General features: G+C 63.0%; 20 protein-coding genes, 2 tRNA genes and 1 pseudogene. 15 read left to right on the top strand and 8 right to left on the bottom strand.

The features are described 5' to 3' along the window. Positions 1 to 17: 17 nt before the first annotated feature. Together lptF and lptG are read left to right on the top strand one after the other, a co-directional pair. Complete coding sequence (gene lptF, locus BGI27_RS00360; protein ID WP_095522950.1) at positions 18 to 1,091, top strand: LPS export ABC transporter permease LptF; 1,074 nt, start codon at positions 18 to 20, stop codon at positions 1,089 to 1,091. Continuing rightward, on the top strand, positions 1,088 to 2,161 hold the full coding sequence (lptG, locus tag BGI27_RS00365; RefSeq protein ID WP_095522951.1) for an LPS export ABC transporter permease LptG: 1,074 nt from the start codon (positions 1,088 to 1,090) through the stop codon (positions 2,159 to 2,161). Before lptF ends, lptG begins: the two co-directional genes overlap by 4 nt. A gap of 12 nt (positions 2,162 to 2,173) precedes the next feature. Here lptG and BGI27_RS17755 read toward each other — a convergent pair whose 3' ends face one another. From BGI27_RS17755 to BGI27_RS00380, 4 genes are read right to left on the bottom strand one after another with little or no spacing between them, the layout of a single operon-like run. Next, positions 2,174 to 2,746, bottom strand: coding sequence for an RDD family protein (locus BGI27_RS17755; RefSeq protein WP_317984267.1), 573 nt, complete (start codon positions 2,744 to 2,746; stop codon positions 2,174 to 2,176). Beyond that, on the bottom strand, positions 2,743 to 3,282 hold the full coding sequence (locus tag BGI27_RS17760) for a DUF3106 domain-containing protein (RefSeq protein ID WP_095522952.1): 540 nt from the start codon (positions 3,280 to 3,282) through the stop codon (positions 2,743 to 2,745). The genes BGI27_RS17755 and BGI27_RS17760 overlap by 4 nt, the downstream gene beginning before the upstream one ends. Continuing rightward, a complete protein-coding gene (locus BGI27_RS00375; protein ID WP_095522953.1) occupies positions 3,255 to 3,647 on the bottom strand; it encodes a DUF3619 family protein in 393 nt (130 codons plus the stop codon). The genes BGI27_RS17760 and BGI27_RS00375 overlap by 28 nt, the downstream gene beginning before the upstream one ends. Beyond that, positions 3,644 to 4,429 (bottom strand): RNA polymerase sigma factor, encoded by a 786-nt coding sequence (locus BGI27_RS00380; protein WP_223871504.1) that lies wholly within the window; start codon positions 4,427 to 4,429, stop codon positions 3,644 to 3,646. Before BGI27_RS00380 ends, BGI27_RS00375 begins: the two co-directional genes overlap by 4 nt. Between BGI27_RS00380 and BGI27_RS00385 the strand changes: the two genes are divergently transcribed. The 5 genes from BGI27_RS00385 to BGI27_RS00405 all read left to right on the top strand — a co-directional run bounded on the left by BGI27_RS00385 (position 4,313) and on the right by BGI27_RS00405 (position 10,105). Continuing rightward, entirely contained in the window at positions 4,313 to 6,022 is a 1,710-nt protein-coding gene (locus BGI27_RS00385; RefSeq protein WP_095522954.1) for an acetolactate synthase 3 catalytic subunit, read from the top strand. The two genes, BGI27_RS00380 and BGI27_RS00385, sit on opposite strands and share 117 nt — an antisense overlap. 18 nt (positions 6,023 to 6,040) lie before the next feature. Continuing rightward, positions 6,041 to 6,532 carry an acetolactate synthase small subunit gene (gene ilvN / locus BGI27_RS00390; protein ID WP_095522955.1) on the top strand — a complete coding sequence of 164 codons (492 nt, stop codon included), beginning with the start codon at positions 6,041 to 6,043 and terminating at the stop codon, positions 6,530 to 6,532. A gap of 80 nt (positions 6,533 to 6,612) precedes the next feature. Beyond that, positions 6,613 to 7,629: a ketol-acid reductoisomerase gene (gene ilvC / locus BGI27_RS00395; protein ID WP_095522956.1), complete on the top strand. Its 1,017-nt coding sequence runs from the start codon at positions 6,613 to 6,615 to the stop codon at positions 7,627 to 7,629. Positions 7,630 to 7,743: 114 nt separating this feature from the next. Further along, positions 7,744 to 8,541, top strand: coding sequence for a CDP-diacylglycerol--serine O-phosphatidyltransferase (pssA, locus tag BGI27_RS00400; RefSeq protein ID WP_095522957.1), 798 nt, complete (start codon positions 7,744 to 7,746; stop codon positions 8,539 to 8,541). Between the two features lie 19 nt (positions 8,542 to 8,560). Continuing rightward, positions 8,561 to 10,105, top strand: a complete 1,545-nt coding sequence (locus BGI27_RS00405) for a 2-isopropylmalate synthase (RefSeq protein ID WP_095522958.1) — start codon at positions 8,561 to 8,563, stop codon at positions 10,103 to 10,105. On the opposite strand, the gene BGI27_RS00410 is transcribed toward BGI27_RS00405, so the two are convergent. After that, the gene (locus BGI27_RS00410) at positions 10,106 to 10,462 is read right to left on the bottom strand and encodes a DUF2069 domain-containing protein (protein WP_095522959.1); all 357 of its coding nucleotides are present in this window, start codon (positions 10,460 to 10,462) and stop codon (positions 10,106 to 10,108) included. An 84-nt stretch (positions 10,463 to 10,546) separates the two neighbouring features. Here BGI27_RS00410 and BGI27_RS00415 point away from each other — a divergent pair, with 84 nt between their 5' ends. Then, positions 10,547 to 11,791, top strand: a complete 1,245-nt coding sequence (locus BGI27_RS00415; protein ID WP_095522960.1) for a YihY family inner membrane protein — start codon at positions 10,547 to 10,549, stop codon at positions 11,789 to 11,791. On the opposite strand, the gene BGI27_RS00420 is transcribed toward BGI27_RS00415, so the two are convergent. Continuing rightward, positions 11,779 to 13,272: a hypothetical protein gene (locus BGI27_RS00420; protein WP_095522961.1), complete on the bottom strand. Its 1,494-nt coding sequence runs from the start codon at positions 13,270 to 13,272 to the stop codon at positions 11,779 to 11,781. The two genes, BGI27_RS00415 and BGI27_RS00420, sit on opposite strands and share 13 nt — an antisense overlap. A 166-nt stretch (positions 13,273 to 13,438) precedes the next feature. Here BGI27_RS00420 and BGI27_RS00425 point away from each other — a divergent pair. From BGI27_RS00425 to BGI27_RS00450, 6 genes and pseudogenes are all read left to right on the top strand, one after another. Further along, a tRNA-Lys gene (locus tag BGI27_RS00425) sits at positions 13,439 to 13,514 on the top strand. 30 nt (positions 13,515 to 13,544) lie between these two features. Next, positions 13,545 to 13,620: transfer RNA gene (locus BGI27_RS00430), tRNA-Lys, on the top strand. 221 nt (positions 13,621 to 13,841) lie between these two features. Continuing rightward, a pseudogene (locus tag BGI27_RS18755) lies at positions 13,842 to 15,527 on the top strand (sensor domain-containing diguanylate cyclase). A 169-nt stretch (positions 15,528 to 15,696) separates the two neighbouring features. Next, on the top strand, positions 15,697 to 16,905 hold the full coding sequence (locus BGI27_RS00440) for an efflux RND transporter periplasmic adaptor subunit (protein WP_223871499.1): 1,209 nt from the start codon (positions 15,697 to 15,699) through the stop codon (positions 16,903 to 16,905). A gap of 13 nt (positions 16,906 to 16,918) precedes the next feature. After that, the gene (locus BGI27_RS00445; RefSeq protein WP_095522962.1) at positions 16,919 to 18,868 is read left to right on the top strand and encodes a MacB family efflux pump subunit; all 1,950 of its coding nucleotides are present in this window, start codon (positions 16,919 to 16,921) and stop codon (positions 18,866 to 18,868) included. A gap of 3 nt (positions 18,869 to 18,871) precedes the next feature. Continuing rightward, a complete protein-coding gene (locus tag BGI27_RS00450; RefSeq protein ID WP_095522963.1) occupies positions 18,872 to 20,236 on the top strand; it encodes an efflux transporter outer membrane subunit in 1,365 nt (454 codons plus the stop codon). A gap of 13 nt (positions 20,237 to 20,249) precedes the next feature. Here the strand turns inward: BGI27_RS00450 and dacB are convergent, their stop codons facing one another. Continuing rightward, positions 20,250 to 21,683 (bottom strand): D-alanyl-D-alanine carboxypeptidase/D-alanyl-D-alanine endopeptidase, encoded by a 1,434-nt coding sequence (gene dacB, locus BGI27_RS00455; protein ID WP_170942868.1) that lies wholly within the window; start codon positions 21,681 to 21,683, stop codon positions 20,250 to 20,252. A 97-nt stretch (positions 21,684 to 21,780) separates the two neighbouring features. Here dacB and BGI27_RS00460 point away from each other — a divergent pair, with 97 nt between their 5' ends. Then, positions 21,781 to 22,344, top strand: a complete 564-nt coding sequence (locus tag BGI27_RS00460; protein WP_095522965.1) for a glutathione S-transferase family protein — start codon at positions 21,781 to 21,783, stop codon at positions 22,342 to 22,344. A 3-nt stretch (positions 22,345 to 22,347) separates the two neighbouring features. On the opposite strand, the gene BGI27_RS00465 is transcribed toward BGI27_RS00460, so the two are convergent. Next, positions 22,348 to 23,217 carry a LysR family transcriptional regulator gene (locus tag BGI27_RS00465; RefSeq protein ID WP_095522966.1) on the bottom strand — a complete coding sequence of 290 codons (870 nt, stop codon included), beginning with the start codon at positions 23,215 to 23,217 and terminating at the stop codon, positions 22,348 to 22,350. Positions 23,218 to 23,323: the final 106 nt, after the last annotated feature.

Genomic DNA, 23,323 nt, shown 5'->3' on the forward strand with positions numbered 1-23,323 from the left:
AAGCAGGCTCCCGCTCCATGATCTTCAAACGCGCAGCGCTGCGCGAATTCACGGCTACAGCGGTGGCAGTGTTCGTGGCGCTCTTTTTCATTCTGGTTACCGTGATCCTGGTGCGTCTGCTCTCGCAGGCCGCCGGCGGGCGCCTGCCGCCCGATGCCGTACTGGCGCTGATCGGGTTCTCTACCCTCAATCATCTGCCGGTGGTCCTGGCGCTGTCTTCATTCATTGCGGTGCTGCTGACGCTGTCGCGCAGCTATCGTGACTCCGAGATGGTGGTGTGGTTCTCCTCGGGGCTCTCCTTGCTGGCCTGGATCCGGCCGGTGCTGCAATTCATGTTGCCGCTGGTTGCGCTGGTGGCCGCCCTGTCTCTGTTCCTGTCGCCCTGGGCGCAGGGCAAGGCGCAGGAGTACCGCAAGCGTCTGGAGGGGCGCGACGAGGTTTCACGGGTGGCACCGGGCTCTTTCCGTGAGTCTTCGGGAGGCCGGCGGGTTTTCTTTGTCGAATCTGTCGATCCTGCCCAAGGGCGAGTGCACAAGGTGTTCATCCATTCCGTCGCGCCTGACAAGCAGGATGTGACCGTGGCCAGTGAAGGCTTCATGGAAACGAAGCCGAACGGAGACCGTTTCGTCACCCTTGCGGATGGTCGCCGTTATGAGGGAACTCCAGGCACGGCCAGCTATCGGGTGATGGAGTTCGAGCGTTATTCCGTACGGATCGAGCCCAGGGAGGTCGGCGCAGCCGAATCCACGCCGAAGACGCAGAGTACGGCCAGCTTGCTGCTCATGCCTGGTGCGGCCAGTAGCGGCGAGTTGGTGTGGCGTCTCGGGTTGCCGCTGGCGACCCTGATCCTGGCCTTGCTGGCCATTCCCCTGGCGTTCGTGAATCCGCGCGGCGGGCGTACCAACAATCTGGTATTCGCGATCCTGGCCTTCTCGATCTATTTCAACTTCCTTGGCATCTCGCAGAGCTGGGTTTCCAAGGGACGCCTGGGCGTCTGGAGCGGCGGGCTCGGTATCCATCTGGTGATGCTGTTGCTGCTTCTGGTGCTTTTCCTCTGGCGCATGCGCCCTCACCTGCGATTCAACCGATGAAGATTGCCCGCGCGTATCTGCGCCGCGAGATCCTGGCGGCCGTGGCGATGGTGTTGCTGGCCTTCCTGTGCCTGTTCGCCTTCTTTGATTTCCTGGCCGAGCTTGAGGATCTCGGGCGCGGTGACTACCGCCTGAAGCACTCCCTGATCTTCGTGCTGTTGTCCATTCCCAGTCGGGCTTACGAAGTCATGCCCATCGCCGTGCTGATCGGCTCGCTGTATGCGCTGACGCAGTTTGCACGCAACTCCGAGCTAACCGTGCTGCGCGCCGCCGGGGTGTCGACCATGGGGCTGATGCTGACGCTGATGCAGATCGGTGTGATCTTTGTGGCGAGCACTTACGTGCTTGGCGAGTATGTGGCGCCGCCACTCGAGCGTGTGGCGCAGAAATGGCGCCTGCGCAGCCTGAATTCCACCGTACGCAACGATCTGAGCAGCGGGGTGTGGCTGCGTGACGGACGTCTGTTCGTGAATGTGCAGCGGGTGAGTGCGGACAGCGGCCTGGAAGGTGTGAAGATCTTCGACTTCGATACCGACTACAAGCTCACCAGCATCAATGTGGCAGAGCGGGGCGAGTACTCGCCGCAGCAGGGCTGGCTGTTGAGCGGAGTCACGCAGACGCGCTTTCTCGGTGATCGCACTGAACTGCTGCAGATGCCGGAGTTGCGCTGGGCCTCCGAGCTCACGCCGGAGATGATCAGCGTGGTGATGGTCAATCCGGAGCGCATGTCGATTGCCCGGCTCTATGAGTACACCCGGTTCCTGGCGGCAAACGCGCAGCGCAGCGGCCGTTACGAAGTGGCGTTGTGGAAGAAGCTGGCCTACCCGTTCGTGTCGTTGGTGATGATGGGCTTGGCCCTGCCGTTTGCGCTGGGCAACCAGCGCTCGGTGAACGTTGGCGCACGGGTGCTGACCGGCGTGATGCTGGGCATCGGCTTCTATCTGCTCAATGCACTGTTCTCGAATCTTGGCGTGATTAACAACTGGCCGGCCCTGATGAGTGCGATCACGCCAAGCGTTTTCTTCCTGTTGCTGGCTGTCGCGCTGATGTGGATGGTGGATCGGCGCTAGCGGCGCTCACGATCATGTTTGGCAGCTGTTGATGGTCTTGCCGCGAAGCCTTGATCGGGGTTCGCGCGCTTGCTTTCGTCTGCCCGCCGCTGGTTTTACTCCGCCAGCGACAGACTTTGAACGGACGCTCAGTCGGCTTCCTGGCGCGCGCGGGTTGAAGACGATGCGTGTGCCGGCCAGGCGGTCGTGCGGGAATTGGCGGTCGCGGTCGATGAATGCCGTCCATATCAGGCCCAGGCCGCTACCCAGCAGCAGCATGGCAGGCCAGGCGAGGGCGTAGCGGAGCAAGCATTGCGCCAGTGTGGGTGGTTTGCCTTCCTGGGTGACTAGCTGCAGTTGCCAGGTCTGCATTGCCAGGGTCTGACCATTGCGTCGCCAGAGCCACACGAAATAGATCCCGAACAGTACGAACAGATGTAGCCACAGCACCCAGCCGGGGAGCGCCAGGTTTGCGAGCATGCCGAATATGACCTGTGGCAGCAGGAAGCCGGCAGCAAAGATGCCGAGCAGCAGCAGGCTTTCGTAAAGAAGGCAGGCCAGACGCCGGCGCAGGCTGGCGAGTTCGACCACGGAACGAGTGCTCATGGCAGCGGCAATACCGGCAGGCCGAAGCGGGATTGCGAGTCGACCGGAACGGTCTGCCCGGGCAGGCGCGGGCGTTGGCCGGCTGCGGGATTGATTGCGCGCAATGCCGCAATCCGTGGCAGCTTGCCGCGCAGGCGGCTGCGTTCTTCGGCCGGGAGTGCAGAGTACTCCTGCCATTTGGCATTCAGATCCAGGTCTGCCGGCAACTCCAGGCGTTGCTGCAGTTGCAGGAATTGCTCGCGCGCCATGTCACGTTGCAGCGGGGAGAGCATTACCCATTCGCGCATGCGATCCTGGATGCGTGCCTGGGCTACGTCGTTCATCTTCGGATAGCGGCGTGCAATGCCCAGCCAGCGCTGGCGGCGATCGGCGGAAAGATTGTTCCACTCCTTGGACAAAGGGGCGAGGGCCGTACGCTGTTGCGCGTTCAGCTCGCTCCAGTCCGGCTGATGGCCGGATGCGCCCGTGCGCGCCTGCGCGGCGGCGTGGGCTGCCAGGAAACAGAGGATCAGTACTGTGAGGACTCTGCCAGCCATGCGCGGAAGCCGCTGTCCAGGTAGGCGTCAAGCGGCAGCTCGTCGGTGAGCAGGGCCGTGTCGATGGCTTCCAGGTCGGAGGCCGGTTGTTGCGGTGCGAGCCACAGATTGCTGACAGCCAATGCAGCGACCAGCCCCAGCGCAAACAGGACGGGACGCGCCTGGTCTGCACACCAGACCAGCACGTGCCGCCCAGCGCTGACGGTCGCCAATTCGGCGCCGAGCGCGGCGTGCCGCGCCAGGGCGGTTTGGCGGGCGGCAAAAAGGCGTTCAGTGGTGTCGCCCGACAGCGTGGCGTTGCCTGTGTTCAGGTGATGACGCACGAGCTGGCCGAGCGCTTGTTCGTTCGTTTCGGGCATGTTCATAGCTGTATCCCCTTGGCGCGCAACGCTGCTGCAAGAGCGTGGGTTGCGCGTGAGCAATGTGTCTTCACGCTGCCTTCCGAGCAGCCCATGGCGGCTGCCGTTTCGGCAATATCGAGTTCCTCCCAGTAACGCATCAGGAAGGCTTCCCGTTGACGCGCGGGCAGACGTGCGATTTCCTCCTCAATTACCCGCATGATCTGTGCCTGCTCGAGCCGTTCATGCGGGCTGCCGGGGAGAAGCCCCGTGTCCTCCACTGCCAGACTATCGAGCGGATCGGCGTCTTCGCCGTCCTCATTATGACCGAAGGCCGACAGCACCGTGGTCCATAGACTCCGTACCTTGGCCCTGCGCATCTGGTCACGGATGGCGTTCTGCAGGATGCGCTGGAACAGCATCGGCAGCTCCTCTGCAGGCCGATGGCTGTATTTCTCTGCCAGGCGCAGCATGGAGTCCTGCACGACGTCCAGCGCCGTTTCCTCGTTGCGCAGCGCGAACAGGGCCTGGCGGAAGACACGCCGCTCCACGCCGGCGAGAAAGTCGGAGAGTTCGATGCGGGAAGCCAGAGTTTGCCTTGTCTGCCGGTGATCTGTAAACGCGCCACCTTGACCTGAAAAGGGTGGGCAGGTAAGTTTACAGGTTCTTTTTTGGGTGGCTGGGTGCTTGGAATGGTCTTGACCGGTGCGGAAATTGTAGTGAGGTGCCTGCAGGAAGAAAAGGTCGACTATGTGTTCGGCTATCCTGGCGGTGCCGTACTCTTCCTGTATGACGAGCTGTTCAAGCAGGACAAGGTCCGTCACGTCCTGGTGCGTCATGAGCAGGCTGCCGTGCATGCGGCGGATGGCTATGCGCGTTCGACCGAGAAGGTTGGCGTGGCGCTCGTGACCTCCGGTCCGGGGGCGACCAATGCCGTGACCGGCATCGCAACGGCCTACATGGATTCGATCCCGCTGGTGGTGATCAGCGGACAGGTGCCCACGGCGGCCATCGGCCTCGATGCGTTCCAGGAAGTCGATACAGTGGGAATCACGCGTCCGTGTGTGAAGCACAACTTCCTCGTCAAGGACGTGCGTGATATCGCCAGCACGCTCAAGAAGGCCTTCCATATCGCGAGCACTGGCCGTCCGGGGCCCGTGTTGGTCGACATCCCCAAGGACGTGACCGCGCAGCGCTGCGAGTTCGAGTATCCGGCCTCGGTGAGCATGCGCTCCTACAATCCAGTGGTGAAGGGGCACAGCGGGCAGATCCGCAAGGCCGTGCAGCAGCTGCTCGAAGCACGTCGCCCGATGATTTACGCGGGTGGTGGCGTAATCCTCTCCAACGCTTCGGAAAAGTTGACCCGCCTGGCGCGTCTGCTGAACTATCCGGTGACCCAGACCCTGATGGGCCTGGGCGCCACGCCGTCCTCCGATCCGCAGTTTGTCGGCATGCTGGGCATGCATGGCACCTATGAAGCCAACATGGGCATGCACTATTGCGATGTGCTGCTGGCCATCGGGGCGCGTTTCGATGACCGGGTGATTGGCAATACTGCGCACTTCGCTCAGGAACAGCGCAAGATCATCCATGTAGACATCGATCCGTCATCCATCTCCAAGCGCGTCAAGGTCGACGTGCCGGTGGTGGGGGATGTGGGCGAAGTGATCGACGAGATGATCGCCTGCCTGGAGCAGATGCAGGCACGTCCCGACGCCGGGCATCTGGATGCCTGGTGGCGCCAGATCGGCGAGTGGCGCAGCCGGGATAGCCTGGGCTATCGGAATTCCGACGAGATCATCAAGCCACAGTTCGTGGTCCAGAAGCTTTGGGAAGTGACTGCCGGCGATGCTTTCGTGGCGACTGACGTCGGTCAGCACCAGATGTGGGCCGCGCAGTATTACAAGTTCGACAAGGCTCGCCGCTGGGTCACCTCAGGCGGCCTGGGGACCATGGGGTTCGGGCTTCCTGCCGCGATGGGGGTGCAATTGGCCAATCCGGGCGCGCCGGTGGCCTGTATCACCGGTGAAGGCTCGATCCAGATGTGTATCCAGGAGCTTTCCACCTGTAAGCAATACCGCCTGCCGATCAAGATCCTGGCGCTCAACAATCGTTATCTGGGCATGGTGCGTCAGTGGCAGGAACTGTTCCACGGCAACCGTTATTCCGAGTCCTACATGGATTCGCTGCCGGACTTTCCCAAGCTGGCCGAGGCTTATGGTCACGTCGGCCTGCGTGTCACCCGTCCGGGGGATGTCGAGGGGGCCATCCGTGAAGCCTTTGCGCGCAAGAACGATCTGGTGTTCCTGGACTTTCAGGTCGATCCGACCGAGAACGTCTATCCCATGATCCAGGGTGGCAAGGGTCTGAATGAAATGATCCTGGCTTCCGAAGACCTCTGATCCGCGACCGAGAATCCGATGCGACACGTCCTCTCCCTTTTGCTCGAAAACGAAGCCGGCGCGCTCTCGCGCGTTTCCGGGCTGTTCTCTTCCCGTGGCTACAACATCGAATCCCTGACGGTGGCTCCGACCGAGGATGCCTCGATGTCACGCATGACCATCGTGACCTCCGGATCGGATGACGTCATCGAGCAGATCACCAAGCAGCTCAACAAGCTCATCGACGTGGTCAAGGTCGTCGATGTCTCCGAGGCGCCGCACATCGAGCGCGAACTGCTGCTGGTTAAGGTTCGTGCGGTGGGGGCTGCGCGTGAGGAGATGAAGCGCATGTCCGACATCTTCCGGGGGCATATCGTCGATGTTTCCGAGACGAGCTACGTCATCGAGCTCACCGGCAATCAGGACAAGCTGGATTCCTTCCTTGCCGCGCTGGATGCCGATCTGGTGCTGGAAACGGTCCGTTCAGGCGTATGCGGCATCGGCCGCGGTGAGCGGGTACTCAAGGTTTAGTGACAAGTGAGATGTGATACGTGGCCCTGCCATTTATCACGTATCACGTATCACGTATCACCTATCACATGGAGAAAACAATGAAGGTTTATTACGACAAGGACGCCGACCTCTCCCTCATCAAGGGCAAGCAGGTCACCATCGTTGGTTACGGTTCGCAGGGCCATGCCCATGCGCAGAACCTGCGTGACTCCGGCGTCAATGTGACTGTCGGTCTGCGCAAGGGCGGTGCATCCTGGGCCAAGGCTGAAGCCGCTGGTCTGAAGGTCGCCGAGATCGCCGATGCCGTGAAGGGCGCGGATGTGGTCATGATCCTGCTGCCGGATGAAAACATCCCCGTCGTCTATAAGCACGATGTCGAGCCGAACCTGAAGCCGGGCTCTGCGCTGGCCTTTGCCCACGGCTTCAACGTGCACTACAACCAGGTCGTGCCGCGTGCCGATGTGGACGTGATCATGATTGCCCCGAAGGGCCCGGGCCACACCGTGCGCTCCGAATTCCTCAAGGGCGGTGGCGTGCCGTCGCTGATCGCCGTGTATCAGGACAACAGCGGTCGCGCCAAGGACATCGCGCTTTCCTACGCAGCAGCCAATGGCGGCACCAAGGGTGGCGTGATCGAGACCGATTTCCGTGAAGAAACCGAAACCGACCTCTTCGGCGAGCAGGCTGTGCTCTGTGGTGGCGCCGTGGAACTGGTGAAGGCTGGTTTCGAAACTCTGGTGGAAGCTGGCTATGCACCCGAGATGGCCTACTTCGAATGTCTGCACGAACTGAAGCTGATCGTTGACCTCATGTACGAAGGCGGCATCGCCAACATGAACTACTCGATCTCCAACAACGCCGAATACGGCGAGTACGTGACCGGCCCCGAAGTCATCAACGCGCAGTCCAAGGACGCCATGCGTGCCGCGCTCAAGCGCATCCAGACCGGCGAATACGCCAAGATGTTCATCCTCGAAGGCCGCACCAACTATCCTTCGATGACGGCCCGCCGTCGCCTGACCGCAGCCCATCCGATCGAGCAGGTCGGCTCCCAGCTGCGTGCGATGATGCCTTGGATCGCCAAGAACAAGCTGGTCGATCAAAGCAAGAACTAAGCTATCCGAATGGTGAGGGGGTTGGCCGGGACGTGTCTGTTCCGGCCAACCCTCTTGTCTTTTCGCAGCTATGATGTCTGCGGTCTGGGCCGTCGGCCCGTGGAGAGTTGAAACATGAGTGAGCAGCTTCCCGAAGCAGTGTCCGGCGAGGACGAATCGGTCCACCGTTCGCGGGCGATCTACATCCTGCCTAACCTGTTTACCAGCGCAGCGCTGTTCTGCGGCTTCTATGCCATCGTGCAGGCCATGAACGACCGTTTCGATCTGGCGGCCGTGGCCATTTTCATTGCCATGGTGCTGGATGGCCTGGATGGCCGTGTGGCGCGGCTCACCAACACGCAGAGCGCGTTCGGTGCCGAATATGATTCCTTGTCCGACATGGTTGCCTTTGGCGTGGCGCCTGCGCTGGTGATCTACGAGTGGTCGATGAAGGATCTGGGCAAGCTGGGCTGGATGGCCGCTTTCCTGTATTGCGTCTGTGCCGCCCTGCGCCTGGCGCGTTTCAACACCAATATCGCGGTGGTCGACAAGCGTTACTTCCAGGGCCTGCCGAGCCCGGCTGCCGCTGCGCTGGTCACGGGCTTCATCTGGATCATGATCGACAACGGCGAAACCGGGCTCGATCATCTGCTGGGTATTCCGGTGCCTTATCTCGCCTGGTTCTTTGCGGTGTTTGCGGGCCTGTCGATGGTCAGCAACGTATTGTTCTGGAGCGGCAAGAGCATCAACTTGCGGCGTGCCGTGCCGTTTTCCGTTGCCTTGGCCTTCATCGCCGTGTTGCTGGCGGTGCACTACGATCCGCCCGTCATGCTGTTCTTGCTGTTCGTGACCTATGCCATGTCCGGCTACGTCATGAGCCTGTGGCGTGTGCTGCGCCGTTATCGCGCCCAGCGAGGCGCGCGTCCTTCCTGATTCCCGCGGAGTCCTTGCCATGTCCGACCATCTTGTCATTTTCGACACCACCCTGCGCGACGGGGAGCAGAGTCCGGGCGCAGCGATGACCCGCGATGAGAAGATCCGCATCGCGCGTCAGCTGGAAAAGATGCGCGTCGATGTGATCGAGGCCGGTTTTGCCGCAGCATCGAACGGTGATTTCGAATCCGTGCGTGCAGTAGCCGAAGCCGTCAGGGAATCCACGGTCTGTTCATTGGCCCGCGCCAACGAGAAAGACATTGCCCGTGCGGGGGAGGCCATCCAGCCTGCCGCTGCGGGGCGTATCCATACGTTCATCGCCACCAGCCCGATCCACATGGAGAAGAAGCTGCGCATGACGCCCGATCAGGTCGTCGAGCAGGCGGTGAAAGCCATTGGCTGGGCGCGCCAATACACCGATGATGTCGAGTTCTCGGCCGAGGATGCCGGGCGCAGCGAACTGGATTTTCTCTGCTGTGTGTTCGAGCAGGTCATCAAGGCGGGCGCGAAAACCATCAACGTGCCGGACACCGTGGGCTACAACCTGCCTGAACAGTTCGCTGGCCTGGTCCGCAGTCTGCTCGAGCGCGTACCGAATGCCGACAAGGTGGTGTGGTCGGTGCACTGCCATAACGATCTCGGCCTGGCTGTGGCCAACTCGCTGGCCGCCGTGCGCGCGGGCGCGCGGCAGGTCGAATGCACGGTCAACGGGCTCGGTGAGCGTGCCGGCAATGCCTCCATGGAAGAGGTTGTGATGGCGGTGCGTACACGCGGCGATGTCTTCCCCGTGACTACGCGCATCGATACCACGCAGATCGTGCCGGCATCTAAGCTGGTGTCGCAGATCACCGGTTATCCGGTGCAGCCGAACAAGGCCATCGTCGGTGCGAACGCTTTCGCGCACGAGTCTGGTATCCATCAGGATGGCGTGCTTAAGCACCGTGAAACCTACGAGATCATGCGTGCCGAGGATGTGGGCTGGACCACCAACCGTCTCACTCTGGGCAAGCTTTCCGGCCGCAATGCGCTGCGCTCGCGTCTGCAGGAGCTGGGCTTCGTGATCGAGTCCGAAGAGCAGCTCAATGCCGCCTTTGCCCGCTTCAAGGAGCTGGCGGACAAGAAGCAAGAAATTTTCGACGAGGATTTGCAGGCGCTGATGTCTGACGAGGTCGTCACCCCCGAGCAAGAGCGCATCAAGCTCATCTCGCTGCGCGTGTGTTCGGAGACCGGCGAAACACCGCAGGCCGCGATCGCGCTCTCCATCGACGGACGTGAGAGCAAGGTCGAGGCGCATGGTTCGGGCCCCGTGGACAGTACGTTCAAGGCGATCGAATCCGTCATGCAGAGCGGCGCCTCCCTGCTGCTCTACTCGGTGAATGCCATCACCGGCGGTACGGATGCGCAGGGCGAGGTGACCGTGCGTCTGGCGCGTGGCGATCGCGTGGTGAATGGCCAAGGCTCCGATACCGACATCATCGTCGCTTCGGCCAAGGCCTACATCAATGCGCTGAACCGCCTCGACACCCGGGCCAAACGCGTCGATCCGCAGGGCAGCACGGTCTGATCAGGGCTTTGGCGTGCCCGCACTGAGGCGCGCGTGGGCTGCACAGGCCACGAACAATGCCAGTGCCACCAGGGTTTCCACGCCACCGGCGAGTGCCGACAGGCCGGTGTCCGTACTTGCACGGATCACTCCGAACGTGAAGTACAGCCAGACCGCCAGACTCAACCATTGGCTGGTGTAGCGCCGTCCATGCAATACGCCGCGCAATGCTGCCAGCAACGGCAGTACGCGCAGCACCAGCCAGGAGCCGCCCGGCCGCAGCGGGGCCAGCCAGAGTTCCATGGCCACCACCAGGCCGATCAGTAACAGCAGGCAGACGAGTGTGGCCTTTTGGGCCGAACGGGCAGCAGGAGACATGTGCGAAGTAGCGAGGGCGTAGTGGATGCCCCGGCGGGGCAGAGTTCGCGCATTATACGAGCCCCGTCTGTGGCACTTTCCGTCATGCAATTGATCCGTCGCCTGACCCAGCTGAGACCTCCGGCCGACTCTCCCCTGTACCAGCTGTCGCTGCTGGTGCTGTACAAGTTCCGTAGCGTGCGCGTGATGCAGACCGCCGGGGCCTTGACCTACACCACACTGCTGTCACTGGTGCCGATGATCACCGTGGTGCTGGCGGTGATGCGGCAGTTCTCTCCCTTCATGAAACTTGGCGAGGGGCTGCGGGGATTCCTGCTCGCGAATCTGCTGCCCGAGCGTGCCGGCAAGGTAGTGGCAACCTATGCCCTGCAGTTCTCCGAGAAAGCCTCCAGTCTAACTGTCGTCGGAGCAGGCTTCCTGTTGCTGACCGCTGTAATGCTTCTCTCCACCATCGACCGCACCATCAACAGCATCTGGGCCGTGCGCAAGCCCCGCGCCTGGTACGTGCGGTTCCCCGTGTATTGGGTTGCGCTGACGCTGGGGCCGGTACTTTTCGCCGCCGGCGTGGCAGCCACCAGCGAGGTGGTGAGCGTTTCCATGGGGGTGGTCCAGCAGGATGGCTGGTTGCGCAGCATGATCGATCGTCTGGCCACTGCGGCATTGCTCTCTGCGCTGTGCGCCTACATGTTCCACGTCATCCCGAATCGGCGTCTGGTGCTCTGGCATGGTGTGATCGGGGGGCTGGTGGCCGGCTTTGGCGTGATGCTGGTGCAACGCATGTTCGGCTTCTACATCAGTCGCCTGCCTAATTTCACGCTGATCTACGGCACCTTCTCTGTGCTGCCCATCTTTCTCATCTGGGTATATTTGACCTGGCTGACGATTCTGCTGGGAGCAACCGTCGCCGCAGTATTGCCCGAATTCCGCGCGCGGCATGAGCGTCTCCCGGACACGCCCGCCGGGCAATTGCTGGCGGCGCTCTATCTCGCGCAGGCCTTGATTGCCGCGCAGCAGGCCGGGCGGGCGGTCAGCCGTTCCCGTCTGGCGCAGGCCTGCCGTCGAAGTCCGGAGCAAACCGAGGCCATGCTGCTGGCCATGCAGCAGGCCGGCTGGGTGCTGCGCAGCGAGAACGAAGCCTGGGCCCTGAGCATCCCCGGAGACCGGTTGCAACTGGGGGCGCTGCATGATTGTCTGGTGCTGCAGCTTCAGGCTGGCGGCGAACACGCAGCCGGGCTGAACGCCGCGGATCAGTTGCTGCTGCAACAGGCCCGCGAACAGATGCAGGCGGGGGCGCCACAGGCAGTGTCCGGTCTGTTCTACAAGGGATAAGGATCGACCTCGAACTGGAATATTTCCACGTTCGAGGTCTGCAGATCCAGGCTGAGCAGGCGGCACTGGGCGATGTACACGCGGTCGACATCTGAAACCAGCGTGAACCGGCGCGACACGTAGGTGCCTGCCGGGGCCATGACGGCTTGATGCTGGCGCAGTGCAGGTAATACCGGCAGCACCAGTGCCATGGACATGCGTGACTCTCGGCTGCCACCACGGAATCCGACCAGTACGGGGATCGGCGAGCGGGATACGACCTGCAGCCCGACTTCCATCTGGTTCGCCAGCTCACTGCGCAGCCAGCGCACCACGCAAAGATTCCAGGCATCCGCCGGGTTGCGTCGCAGGGCGACTGCCATGCCTGCCGCCAGCCCATCGGTATGCCCTTGAAGATGCATGATCGCGAAGCCGCCGGGGCTTTCGTTGAGCACGGTCCAGTGCGAGACCAGTGTCGGATCATGTGCTACGCCGTTGCGCAGCACGTTCCAGATCGTGCTCAGTCCGACGCAGGCTTCAACCTTGTAGTCCTGACGACGACGTGGCAATTCGCGCCGTGGCGGCAAGGACCAGTGCTGGCGCAGACGGTCCAGTAGTGCGACAGGGCGCACACCGGGGAATTCCGGCGTGCGGGCAAGCTCACCACTCTCGTGACCATCCTCGTGGCGCGCGAGCAGCTCTCCAGCGTGCCGGGCCAGGCCCGTGGTGGAAAAGAACAGCAGGCTGCGACCTTCCGGCGCTTCGCGTCGCACGCAGGCCTGCGGCTCTGCATTACCCTGGGGGTCCAGCCAGTACCAGCTGCTGTCCATCACCGTCGGACGGATTTCCTGCACATGTAGCTGCGCACAGATGCGGGTCAGATAGTCGGCAGACCATTCCAGCTCTGCCGGTGTCAAGCTCAGCGGCTCCAGCGCGACCATGCCGAGCAGGCGCTTGTAGGCGAGCAAGGCAGTCTCGGAGGGGCTCGCGGCCGGCTCCAGCGAGCCGTTGTCCACGCGCGACAATGCGTACAGCCGATAGGCGGTGCGCCATATGTCGGGGTCCGGCTCCATGCCAGCCTGGCTCATGGTCAGAAAATGTTCGCCAAGCATGCGCAGTGCGCGCGCTGAAGTCGCTTCGTTGAAACGTTTTTGTGGCGTCCCTGCACGGGAATCCGCGTCGGTGAGTACCCGCTCGAACCCTGACGCCACGCGCCGCAAACCGTCCCCCAGGAGGCGGGCGCGGGCCAGAACTGCATCCGGCAGCGGGTGGGTGAGTTCGCGGGCCGCGTGTCGGTGCGCGATGCCCAGCGCGAGAGCCCGGCCGTAGAAGAGCTCCATGCAGCTATGGAATTGCCCGGCGCTGACCGTCGGGCTGTGCAGTGCATCCAGTTGTGTCAGCAGCGTACCGGTCTCATCGCTCAGGTCCGATGCGGGCGCGTTGGCCAACCATTCCAGGATGGCACGGGTCGGGTCGGACTGGGAGGTGGGCTGGCTGGGCATGACTGACCACCGGTGGAGCGACGGAAGAAGCGCATTCTAGCCGGTATCAACCTGATGTGTAGTTTGCGGAGACCGGCGTTCTGGACATGATCCATGGCTGATCGATCAACGGAGATCGTTGACAATATGGAATTCTTCTTCTAGAATGCGGCTCTTCAGTTCCGACGGGTCGTTAGCTCAGTTGGTAGAGCAGCGGACTTTTAATCCGTTGGTCGCAGGTTCGAATCCTGCACGGCCTACCAAGCGGATGAATTGAAGAATTGACCAGTTTCGGGGGTATAGCTCAGTTGGTAGAGCAGTTGACTCTTAATCAATTGGTCGTAGGTTCGAATCCTACTGCCCCCACCAGATAGTGAAAAGCCCAGTCTTCCGACTGGGCTTTTTGCTTTTCTTCACTCGGGCGTTGCGTGCCTTACATCCGTGCATGGTTCGCCATGCGCGTTGGTGCGAACGCTGGCGTGATCATGTCTAATCAGGACCTGACCTTTGGGTCAGGGGCTGCCTTGTTCAAGAGGGGCATGACCTAGACCACTTTCAACAGCTCCCGAGTGAGGCTCCCCGGACAGCGCATGAGACTGCCAAGGTTTTCGATATCGTTGCGTGCAAGACTGGCGCTGCTTTTCGGGCTCATCTCCCTGGCTATCGGCTTGCCGACGTACCTGTACATCAGCGGTGTACATCGTTCTCAGCTGATTTCTGATCGGCAGGCCTCGCTGGATGCGTTGGCCAGCGCAGCGGCGACCGTTCTGGCGGAAAATCTGGTCGAACGACGCCGGGAGGTCGAACTGCTGACGCAGACACCATTGTTCCGTCAGGCGCCGTTTTCTTCGTCAGAATTCCGACGTAGCCTGGAGCGTCTCAGGCTTTCATATCCCCACTATTCCTGGATCGGTCTGACCGATGTTGAGGGCGAGGTCAAGGTTGCGACCTCCAATCATCTGGTTGGCGTTGCGGTGCAGAGCCGCCCCTGGTTCGTGCATGGGAAGGAGCGGGTTTTCGTCGGCGATGTGCATGAGGCGGTACTGCTGGCGAAACTGTTGCCTCCCGAGAACAGGGATCAGCCGGTACGCTTCATCGATTTCGCTTCGCCCGTTCTGGATGACGAAGGGAATCTTCGGGGGGTTCTGGGTGCGCATGCTTATTGGCGCTGGGCGGGTAGCGTGTTGAGCGTGGTCATCCCTCCTGATGCGGCCAAGTCCGCCCTGGAGGTTTTCATCGTCAACCAGGATGGTCGCGTCATCTACCCGGAGGGAGGTGTGGCGCGCTCCGTCTCTTCGATGCCTGCCGGGCGGGCGCGTGCGACACCGGTCGTCCGGCATGAATGGAATGATGGCGTGGAGTACCTGACCGCGGCGGCTCCGGTCGCGGAGCCTGTCAGCCATGGCGGCTTGGGCTGGAAGGTCTATATTCGTCAGCCAAGAGAGGTTGTTCTTGCAGACGTCAAGCGGTTGCAGCACACGATCCTCTCCGCGACGAGCATCGCCGCCGTGCTGTTGCTCTTGCTTGGTTGGATCGGAGCCGAGAGCATCAGCCGTCCGGTACGCCAACTGATTGTGTTTGCTCGCCGCATCGAAAGAGGGGACGAGAACGCGAGCTTTGCCACCAAGGGCGGCATCACGGAATTGCGACAATTGGCCAGGGCCTTGAGCAGCATGGCGGCTACCCTGCTGGCGAGAAGAAAGGCGCTGGAGGCTAGCAACCGGGATCTGGAACTCAAGGTGGCTGAACGCACCGAAAAACTGCAGCAACTCAATCAGACGCTGGAGAGGCTGGCGCATACCGATGCCCTGACGGGATTGCCCAACCGGTTGCAGGCCAATGAACGCCTGCGTCAGGAGTTCCAGCGCTTCAAGAGGACCGGCGCTGCCTATGTGCTGTTGATGCTGGATATCGATTTCTTCAAGAGAATCAACGACAGCCATGGCCATGCGGTTGGCGACCAGGTTCTGAAACACGTGGCCACGCTGCTTCATCAATCCCTGCGACAGACAGATTTCGTGGCGCGCGTGGGGGGCGAAGAATTTCTGATCATCCTGCTTTCCCCGGACATGGAGGCCGCACTGCATGTCGCGGAAAAAATCCGGTTCAAGGTCAATGCGTCACCGGTGGCGCCTGTCGGGTAGGTGTCGTTGAGCATTGGAGTGCATGCGGTCAGCCCTGAAGACGAGAGCGAAGATGATGCGGTGCGTGGCGCCGATGCCGCTTTGTACAAGGCAAAGGGGGCTGGGCGAAACCAGGTATGGCCTACGGTGTGATATGCATGACATCCTTCGGGGCGGCTTGCGTCAATGGATGGGGAGCCCCGGGTTCCTTGTCGCGGCCCGCCAGGAGGATTCCATGTCGTTACCAATCCTTACCTGGCGGCGAGGACGCTTAACGCCTTGGTGCGCGACAATCCTTGGGTAACGAACACAGAGAGACTCGATGATGCGAAAGACAGGCTGGTTGCGGCCGCGCAATCTGGTACTGACCGTTGTGGGCGTGCTTGTGCTGGCGGCGATTGCCGTCTGGCGTCTGACGCCACCACCACCGCCACAGATGCTGACGACGCCGGTCACCCGGGCCGATCTCGAAGATGCAGTGCTCGCCACGGGTAGCGTAGAGGCCTACAAGCTGGTCAGTGTCGGTGCGCAGGTCTCCGGCCAGGTCAAATCCCTCAAGGTCCAGCTGGGCGATCAGGTGAAGGCAGGCCAATTGATTGCCGAGATCGATTCGTTGAGCCAGCAGAATTCCCTGCGCGACGCCGAGGCGGCGCTCAAGAGCACGCAGGCCCAATTGCTGGTCAAGAAGGCGACCTTGAAACAGGCTGAACTGGCCTATGAGCGGGCGGGGGATCTGCTGGCCCAGGATGCAGGCTCGCGCGAGAGTTTCGAGACTGCTGAAGCCACGCTCGATGCCACCCGTGCCGAAATCGTTGCGCTGGAGGCGCAGATCGACCAGGGGCGTATCAGTGTGGACACTGCCCGCCTGAATCTGGGTTATACGCGCATCGTCGCGCCCATGGACGGCACTGTCGTCGCCGTGGTGACGGAAGAAGGGCAAACGGTCAATGCGAACCAGAGTACGCCGACCATCATCAAGCTCGCGCGTATGGACATGGTGACCATCAAGGCGGAAATCTCCGAGGCCGACGTCACCCGGGCGGCGCCGGGGCAACGTGTCTATTTCACCATCCTTGGTGAGCCGGACCATCGCTACGAAACCACGCTGCGTGCCATCGAGCCCGCACCCGAATCCATCTCCACCGACAGCAGCACGACCACCACCACGACCACCAGTACCACCAGTACGGCGATCTATTACAACGGTCTGCTCGACGTGCCGAACCCCGATGGCAAGCTGCGTATCTCCATGACCACCCAGGTACGCATCGTGCTGGCAGACGCCAAGAATGCGCTGAGCATTCCGGCAACGGCGCTGGGCGAACGGGGCCCGCAAGGCAACTATCTGGTGCAAGTGCTGGGCTCCGAGGGGCGCCCCGAGCCGCGCCGCGTCCGTATCGGGCTGAACAATGCCGTGACGGCGCAGGTACTCGAAGGGTTGGCCGAAGGCGAGCGCGTGGTGTTGGGTGAGGCGGCACAAGGCAGCAGCGGCAGTTCCTCGCGCCGGCCGATGGGCCCGCCGCCGATGTAAAGCGGGGCAGACCATGAGCATTCCGCTTCTTCAATTGCGCGACCTGTGTCGCGACTATCCGGCTGGTGAAGACCGTCTGCGTGTGCTGGATCACGTGAATCTGGACATCCATGCGGGCGAGATGGTCGCCATCGTCGGCGCTTCCGGGTCTGGCAAATCCACGCTGATGAACATCCTCGGTTGCCTGGATCGGCCCAGCGAAGGCAGCTATCGCGTCGGTGGTCGTGAAACCGGCGCACTCGAGCCGGACGAGCTGGCGCAATTGCGCCGCGAGCATTTCGGTTTCATCTTCCAGCGCTACCATCTGCTGGCGGATCTTGATGCCCAGGGCAACGTGGAAATCCCCGCGATCTACGCCGGGCGGGATCACCGCGAGCGTCATGCGCGTGCGCGCCAGTTGCTGGAGCGCCTGGGTTTGAGCGACCGGCTGCATCACAAACCCGGCCAGCTTTCCGGGGGGCAGCAGCAGCGCGTGTCGATCGCGCGTGCCTTGATGAATGGCGGGCAAGTGATTCTTGCCGATGAACCCACCGGTGCGCTCGACAGCCATAGCGGGCAGGAAGTGATGGCCGTTCTCAAGGCCCTGCATGCCGAAGGCCACACCATCATCCTCGTCACCCATGACATGGAAGTGGCCCGCCACGCCCAACGCATCATCGAGATCCGTGACGGGCTCATCATTGCCGACCGCGGGCAGGTGCCGGCGCGGGAAATTGCGGGGAAGTCCGTGGCACAGGCGCCGACACGCTCGTGGCTGGCACTGCGCGATCGTCTGGGCGAGGCGCTGCGCATGGCATTGGTGGCGATGGTTGCGCACCGCATGCGGACCTTCCTGACCATGCTCGGCATCATCATCGGCATCGCCTCGGTGGTTTCCGTGGTTGCGCTGGGGCAGGGCACACGGGCGCGCATCCTCAAGGACATCAGCGCGATGGGCACCAATACCATCGACATCTATCCGGGCGCAGGCTTCGGTGACATGCGTTCGGGCGGCGTGCGTACGCTGGTCTCGGCCGACGCCGAGGCGCTGGCGGGGCAGAGCTGGGTCGACAGCGTCACGCCCAGCGTATCCAGCTCCAAGACGTTGCGCTATCGCAACGTGTCGGTCACCGGCAACGTCAATGGCGTCGGGGCGCAGTATTTCCGGGTACGCGGGCTGGAGTTCGCGGAGGGCCACAGCTTCGACGCCGACAGCGAACAGCGCCTGGCGCAGGAAGTGGTGATCGATCAGAACACCCGCGAAAAACTGTTCGGCAAGCAGGCGGGGGTGATCGGCGAGGTGATCCTGCTGGGTACCCTGCCGGCGCGCGTGATCGGTGTCACCAAGAAGCGCGACAGCGGCTTCGGCAACAACGACAGTCTCAACGTCTGGCTGCCCTACACCACGGTACAAAGCCGCATCCTCGGGCAGTACTACCTGGGCAGCATCACCGTGCGCGTGCGTGACGATGTTTCCAGTGCCGCCGCTGAGCAGGGGATCAACAAGCTGATGCAGCTGCGCCATGCGGGGCGGCAGGATTTCTTCCTGTTCAACTCCGATACCATCCGCCAGACCATCGAGAAGACCACTGCCGCGATGGCCATGCTGATCTCTGCCATTGCCGTGATCTCGTTGGTGGTGGGGGGCATCGGCGTGATGAACATCATGCTGGTGTCCGTCACCGAGCGTACCCGGGAGATCGGTGTGCGCATGGCCGTCGGTGCGCGGCAGGGTGACATCATGCAGCAGTTCCTGATCGAAGCCGTGCTGGTCTGCCTGGCTGGCGGCGTGTTGGGTGTGCTCACCGCACGCGCCATCGGCTTCATCGTGACCGAGCTCTACCCGGATTTTCAGATGATTTATTCCACCAGTGCCATCCTGGCCGCCTTCGCCTGCTCCACCCTGATCGGGTTGGTCTTCGGCTTCATGCCCGCACGCAATGCGGCACGCCTGGATCCGGTCGACGCCCTGGCTCGGGAGTGACTCATGCGCAACCATCACCTTTCCGTTTTCGCCGGCTGCTTGTTGTTATCCGCCTGTGCCAGTCTCGTGCGCACCGAATACACGCCACCGGTCATGGATCTGCCCGCCAATTGGCAGAATGCCGACGTGGCCATCGCGGGGCATGTGGAGGATGCCTGGTGGCAGGCCTTCCAGGATCCACGGCTGGACGATTACGTGGCGCTGGCGCTGGCGCGCAATACCGATCTGGCCTCTGCAGCGGTCAGCTTGCGCCGCGCACGTCTGAACGCCGGACTGGCTGACGACGCGCTGCGCCCGCAGCCAGGCGCCAGCGCCGGGCAGTCCGTGAGCCGGAATCTGGACGGCGGCGGCATCAGCCGCAGCTACTCGGCCACCGTTACGCTGAGTTGGGAGGCCGACTTCTGGGGCAAGCTGGCGAGCGCCCGCGATGCCGCCGAGTGGGAGGCCCGCGCCAGTGCCGAGGATCTGGAGAACACCCGCCTGACCCTGATCGGCGATACCGCACGCGCCTACTGGCAACTGGGCTATCTCAACCAGCGCGTGGTGCTCAGCGCGCAAAGCGTTGGCTACCTGGAAACCACGCGGGATCTGGCGCAGCGCCGCCATGCCGCCGGCGCGGTCAGCCGCCTGGATCTGCTACAGGCCGAGCAAAGCCTGGCTACCCAGCTCGCCAGCCACGCCCAGTTGCTGCAGCAGCGCGAAGAGGCGCGTACCAGTTTCCGTCTGTTGTTTTCCGGCGCCCTGCCTGCGGCGCTGGAGGAACCGCAAGTCTTGCCCGAATCCGATTTGCCGACGTTGCCGGCCGAACTGCCGGCCTCCTTGTTGCAACGCCGTCCGGATCTGCGCGCGGCAGAGCTGCGCCTGCGCGGCACGCTGGCGAGTGGCGACGAGACGCGCCTGTCCTATTATCCGGGGTTCAGCCTCACCGGCAGCCTGGGCAGCAGCAGCGACCGCCTGCGCGATGTGCTTTCCAATCCGGTGGGCGCGCTGGCCGGCGAACTCACGCTGCCTTTCCTGCGCGTGCGCGAGATGCAGTTGAAGACCGATGTGGCCCGGGCGGACTACGAGCTGGCCGAGCTGGCATTCCGCAAGAGCCTGTATGCCGCGCTGGGCGACGTGGAGAATGCGCTTTCCGCGCGCAGCCAGTACGTGCTGAGTCATCGGCTGCTGGCCCGTTCGCTGGTGCTGGCGCGCGAAGTCGAGCGCATCAGCGAGCTGCGCTATCGTGCCGGTGCGATCGAGATGCAGGACTGGCTGGATGCACAGGAGAAGCGGCGTAGCGCCGAGGTGTCGCTGGCCGAAAATCGTTTCAACCTGCTCGATGCGCAGCTCACGCTGAATCTGGCTTTGGGTGGTGCGGCCCGCTGACAGTCTCGCGACGTCAATCGCGTGTCGGCACCGCACTGGCGAGATAGAGCTCGCGCAACAGTGTGTCGAGCAGTGCCTCGGCCTGTGCTGCGCGAGGGTGGTTCACAAGGAAAACAAAAGTCTGCCAGCGCCCCTGGATGTCGAGCAGAAAGCCCGCGGCGCTGCGTACGCCGTCGAGCGTGCCGGTTTTGATGTAGGCGCGGCCCGCCAGTGGGGAGTCGACGAGGCGGCGGCGCAAGGTGCCGTCGCGCCCCAGTACGGGCTGGGCGGCAAGGAATTCCGGCATGCGCGGGCCCAGCCACGCCGCACGCAACAGCGCGCCAAGCTGTTGTGCGGTAGTGCGTTCGTCGCGCGACAGGCCAGAGCCGTTGTCCACCACCCATTGCGCAGGATCCAGCCCCTGGCTGGGCATCCACGCCCGCAACCAGGCTCTGCTGTGTTCGACGCTCCAGGCGACGCCGTCGGGCGCCCCCAGACTTAGGAAAACCTGGCGGGCGACGACATTGTTGGACCATTTGTCCATGTCGCGCAGCACGTCGCTCAGCGGCGGGGACGCCCAGGTCGAGAATGCGGCGGCATCGGGCGACTGCTCTCCACGAACCAGCCTGCCGCGCCATCGTCCGCCCAGCTCGGACCACTGTGTGCGAATCGCGGTTTCGGCCCAGGCAAGGTTGTCACCCGCGCGCAGGTTGAAGATCCGCTCGCCACAACTGCCCGGCATGCGACCGTCCAGCGTCACACGCAGGCCGGTGCCTTCTGGCGCGATGTCGGCCCGCAAGGCGTTGCGCCAGTCGGGGCAAGCCCCTGCCATGCTCTGGAGTCGGTTGATGAGGCGTAGCGGGGTCGCGGGCTGCAGCGCGGTCGCACGTACGCCCTGGCCCGGGATCCCGGGTTCCAGCCGCAGGCTCAGGGCGCCGAAATTCACCAGGAAAGGGGCAGGATCCGCGTTGTAGGCTCGATGCGGGCTGTCGTCGAAGGGCAATGGTGTGGCTGGCTGCGGCGCGAACAGGCGTTCATCGAGCACGATGTCGCCACGGATTTCACGCAGCCCGCGTGTGCGCCAGTCGCGCAGCCACTGACCGAGCCGGTCCCAGGTGAGGAATGGGTCGCCACCGGCGCGGATGCCAAGGTCCCCGAGCAGGATGCCATCCTCGCGCAAGGCGCCACGCAAATAGGCGGTCGTCTGCCAGTTGTAGCTGGAGCCCAGATGCTCCAGTGCAGCCTGCGTGGTCAATAGTTTCATCACCGAGGCCGGGTTCATGGGCAGGCTGGCGTTGTGCTGCAGGGTGGCCTGGCTACTGCCTGCGGGGGCGACCCACAGAGCGATGCTGCCAGGCGGCAGGCCAGCTTCCCGAGCAGGCCGAGCCAGAGATTCAGGCAGCGCGGCGTGGCCGGCGCCAGACACGCCGGCGAGCAACGCCAGCAGCATGGGGCGGAGGATTTTCATCGGCGCATTGTAGGCGTGGCGGCCACACAAATTTTGTGCGGCATTGCACAAGCGTGGCAGGATGCCCGTCTTCCTTTCCCCTATGCGAGGCTTCTTCATGCTGACCTTGTTCCATGCGCCAGGCACTTGCTCACTGGCTTCCTTGATCACGCTGGAGCACGTCGGCGCGGCATTCACGCTCCGCAAGCTCGACTTCTCGCGCAACGAACAGCGCAGCCCCGAGTATCTGGCGCTCAATCCCAACGGCCGCGTGCCTGCCTTGCAGACCCCGCGCGGCGTGCTCACAGAAACGCCGGCGATCCTGCTTTATCTTGCGCAGACGCATCCGGCCGCCAGCCTGGCGCCACTGGATAATTCGTTTGCATTGGCGCACGCCCATCGCTTCCGCGGCAGCCGCTGGGCGGACGATCCCGCAGCCATCGAGGCCATGAAACAGAAGGTGCCGCAGAGCGTGGGGGCCTGCTTCGCGCTGGTCGAGGGATTGCTGCCGGTGGATGGCTGGATCTTTGGCGCGCAGCCCGGCGTGAGCGATTTTTACTTGTTCACCGTGGCGCAATGGCTGGAAGGGGATGGCCTGGATCCCACGGCCTATCCGAAGGTGATTGCCCATCGGGAACGTGTGCGGGCCTTGCCTGCCGTGCAGAAGGCTCTGGCGGCCTGAATGTCAGCCGATCATCGCCTCGAACGCCAGTGCGCCCTGGCTGACCGGGCGGCGTGGTAGCCGCAAGCGGAACAGTTCGCGGCTGATTTCGCCGCTGCGCAGCGGGATGTTGGTGACACGCCCCAGCGCGATGGCGTCTGCGGCGGCAGCCTCCGGCACCATGGCCACGCCCAGGCCTGCGGCGGCCATCTGCACCAGGATCTCGTTGCCGCCAGCTTCCAGCGTGCGTGCCGGCTGAATACCCAGGCGCGCGAGTTCATGCTCGACCACGCCTCGGCTGCCCGAGCCGGGTTCGCGCAGCAGCCACAGTTGGCCGGCGAGCTCACCGGCCTCAAGTGCCCGGCCTGCGGGCAACGCATCAGGCGCGGCGATCACCAGCATGCGTTCGCGTCGCCAGGGGCGCACTTCCACGCGTTCATCCTCGATGCCGCCTTCGACCAGTGCAACATCCACGTCGCAATCGATGAGCCACTGGGCAACCTGGCGCGTGTTGCCCGAGAGCAGGCGGACGCGGATGCCGGGATAGCGTTTGGCGAAATCGGCAATCAAACCTGGCAACCAGTAGGCTGCGATAGTGGTGCTGGCGCCGATGGTGAGGTTGCCGCGTTCAAGCTCGGAATAGGCTTGTACCGCTTCCACCGCGGCACGCTCCATGGCGAAGATGCCGCGTGCGTACTTGTAGAGCATCTGCCCGGCTTCCGAGGGGCGGAAGCTGCGGCCACCGCGTTCCAGCAGCACCACCTGGAGCTGATCCTCCAGCTCACGCACTGCCTTGGATACCGCAGGCTGGCTCACACCCTGCACCTCGGCGGCACGCGAGAAGCTTTTCTGTTCGACGACGGCGGCGAAAATGCGGAGCAGATGCAGGTTCATGATGGCGTTTCAAGGATTCCTGTCACCGAACCTAGCCGCTTCGACCACCGATGGCAAGGCCGGGTGCCGCGGCACACGGGCTGCGGATACAATCGCCTCCTTGCTC

The organism is Candidatus Dactylopiibacterium carminicum (assembly GCF_014736495.1).
GTDB lineage: Bacteria > Pseudomonadota > Gammaproteobacteria > Burkholderiales > Rhodocyclaceae > Uliginosibacterium > Uliginosibacterium carminicum.

Coding starts and splice junctions, on each gene's coding strand:
- lptF (WP_095522950.1), top strand. CDS start 18: ATGATCTTCAAACGCGCAGCGCTGCGCGAATTCACGGCTACAGCGGTG.
- lptG (WP_095522951.1), top strand. CDS start 1,088: ATGAAGATTGCCCGCGCGTATCTGCGCCGCGAGATCCTGGCGGCCGTG.
- BGI27_RS17755 (WP_317984267.1), bottom strand. CDS start 2,746: ATGAGCACTCGTTCCGTGGTCGAACTCGCCAGCCTGCGCCGGCGTCTG.
- BGI27_RS17760 (WP_095522952.1), bottom strand. CDS start 3,282: ATGGCTGGCAGAGTCCTCACAGTACTGATCCTCTGTTTCCTGGCAGCC.
- BGI27_RS00375 (WP_095522953.1), bottom strand. CDS start 3,647: ATGAACATGCCCGAAACGAACGAACAAGCGCTCGGCCAGCTCGTGCGT.
- BGI27_RS00385 (WP_095522954.1), top strand. CDS start 4,313: ATGGTCTTGACCGGTGCGGAAATTGTAGTGAGGTGCCTGCAGGAAGAA.
- ilvN (WP_095522955.1), top strand. CDS start 6,041: ATGCGACACGTCCTCTCCCTTTTGCTCGAAAACGAAGCCGGCGCGCTC.
- ilvC (WP_095522956.1), top strand. CDS start 6,613: ATGAAGGTTTATTACGACAAGGACGCCGACCTCTCCCTCATCAAGGGC.
- pssA (WP_095522957.1), top strand. CDS start 7,744: ATGAGTGAGCAGCTTCCCGAAGCAGTGTCCGGCGAGGACGAATCGGTC.
- BGI27_RS00405 (WP_095522958.1), top strand. CDS start 8,561: ATGTCCGACCATCTTGTCATTTTCGACACCACCCTGCGCGACGGGGAG.
- BGI27_RS00410 (WP_095522959.1), bottom strand. CDS start 10,462: ATGTCTCCTGCTGCCCGTTCGGCCCAAAAGGCCACACTCGTCTGCCTG.
- BGI27_RS00415 (WP_095522960.1), top strand. CDS start 10,547: ATGCAATTGATCCGTCGCCTGACCCAGCTGAGACCTCCGGCCGACTCT.
- BGI27_RS00420 (WP_095522961.1), bottom strand. CDS start 13,272: ATGCCCAGCCAGCCCACCTCCCAGTCCGACCCGACCCGTGCCATCCTG.
- BGI27_RS00440 (WP_223871499.1), top strand. CDS start 15,697: ATGATGCGAAAGACAGGCTGGTTGCGGCCGCGCAATCTGGTACTGACC.
- BGI27_RS00445 (WP_095522962.1), top strand. CDS start 16,919: ATGAGCATTCCGCTTCTTCAATTGCGCGACCTGTGTCGCGACTATCCG.
- BGI27_RS00450 (WP_095522963.1), top strand. CDS start 18,872: ATGCGCAACCATCACCTTTCCGTTTTCGCCGGCTGCTTGTTGTTATCC.
- dacB (WP_170942868.1), bottom strand. CDS start 21,683: ATGAAAATCCTCCGCCCCATGCTGCTGGCGTTGCTCGCCGGCGTGTCT.
- BGI27_RS00460 (WP_095522965.1), top strand. CDS start 21,781: ATGCTGACCTTGTTCCATGCGCCAGGCACTTGCTCACTGGCTTCCTTG.
- BGI27_RS00465 (WP_095522966.1), bottom strand. CDS start 23,217: ATGAACCTGCATCTGCTCCGCATTTTCGCCGCCGTCGTCGAACAGAAA.